1 protein-coding gene is annotated in these 1,573 nt (G+C 67.5%); it reads right to left on the bottom strand.

Going from position 1 to position 1,573, the window contains the following annotated elements; translation table 11 throughout:
- Positions 1–3 precede the first annotated feature (3 nt).
- On the bottom strand, positions 4–1,212 hold the full coding sequence (locus tag VAE53_RS08545) for a serine hydrolase domain-containing protein (RefSeq protein WP_322818954.1): 1,209 nt from the start codon (positions 1,210–1,212) through the stop codon (positions 4–6).
- Positions 1,213–1,573 lie beyond the last annotated feature (361 nt).

Below are 1,573 nucleotides of genomic sequence, written 5' to 3'. Positions count from 1 at the left end.
GGCTCAGTCGATGGCGGAGTAGATGAGGTTCTTGAGCTGGCCGCGGAAGTTGAAGGTGCCTGACGGCATGAGCTGGGTCATGAAGATGCAGACGAGGTCTTCGCGGGGGTCGACCCAGAAGATGGTGGAGGCGGCGCCGCCCCAGTAGTAGTCGCCCTCGCCGAGGGTGCCGGCGCGGGCGGCATCGAGGGTGACGGCGAAGCCGAGGCCGAACCCGACGCCTTCGTTTGCGGTTTCCGAGAAGGCGCCGATGGCGAGGCTGGTGAGGTCCTGGCCGCCGGGCAGGTGGTTGCGGGTCATCAGTTCGAGCGTGCGGCTGCTGATGATGCGGGCGCCATCGAGTTCGCCCCCGCGACGGAGCATTTCGCAGAAGCGCCAGTAGTCGTGGGTGGTGCCGACCAGCCCGCCCCCGCCCGAGAGGAACGACGGCTCGCGGAGGTAGCTGCTGGTCTCGGGGTCGTCGATGAGCCTGAGCGTCTTATCGGGCTGGCGCTGGTAGTTGGCGGCGAACCGCTCCTGCTTTTCGGGCGGGACGAAGAAGGCGGTGTCGGTCATGCCGAGCGGCTCGAAGATGCGCTCGCGGAAGTATGCATCGAGCCGCTGGCCGGAGATCCGTTCGACGAGGGCGCCGCAGACGTCGGTCGCGAAGGAGTACATCCACCGTTCGCCGGGTTCGTAGCGGAGTGGCGCGCGGCCGAGCTTTTCGACGAAGGTATCGAGGGTTTCGCCGGGTCCGCGCTGGATGCCGAGGCGGCGGTAGGCCTTATCGACGGGGTGGTTGGTTGCGCCGTAGGTGAGGCCGGCGGTGTGGCTGAGCACGTGCCTGAACGAGACGGGACGGTTCGGCGCTTTCGTTTCCATCTCGTCGCCGTCGCCGCTGACCCAGACGCGCTGGTGCTCCCACGAGGGGAGGTAACGGGCGACGGGGTCGTTCAGCATGAAGCGCGCCTCTTCGAAGAGCTGCATGAGGGCGACGGAGGTGATCGGCTTGGTCATGGAGTAGATGCGGAAGATGGTGTCGTCGCGCATCGGGCGCTGGCGTTCGCGGTCCATGAAGCCGAAGGAGCGGAAGTAGGCGGGGATTCCGTGGCGGGCAACGAGGACCTGGCAGCCGGCGATTTTGCCGGGTTCGATGTAGTGGCGTTCGATGTGGGCGGTGATGCGGTCGAGGCGGGCCGGGGAGAAGCCGGCGCTGCGGGGTGAGGTCTCCACGTGCGTTGAAACTCCAGTGTCGAAAGGTATGCGAATGATACGGGAGCGGGGAGGAGGGAGGAGGGAGCCCCTCCGCCACCCCGGGCACCGCCCCGAGGGAGGAGGGAGGAGAAGGAAGTCTGGAGGGCGAAGCCGGGAGGCAGTCTTTATCTCGAATTCCATCCCTCCTCCCTCGGCGGGGCGGGGAGGAACGGCGGGGCGGCGCTCACTCCTCCCCCGGGGAGGGGCCGGTTTCTGCTACGGTGGGAGGAGGAGGTGATTGCCATGACCGCAACGATCGAACAGCTGACGTTTGGCCTGCGCCGGGAGACGGGCCTGCCGTTCCACCAGGCGGTGGAGGCGGTCCGCGAGGCGCTGAAGG

Origin of the sequence: Tepidiforma sp., assembly GCF_034432735.1 — a bacterium.
Taxonomy (GTDB): Bacteria; Chloroflexota; Dehalococcoidia; order Tepidiformales; family Tepidiformaceae; genus Tepidiforma.
Note: the sequence above shows the minus strand (reverse complement) of the source record. Positions and strands in the feature narration are given on the sequence as shown.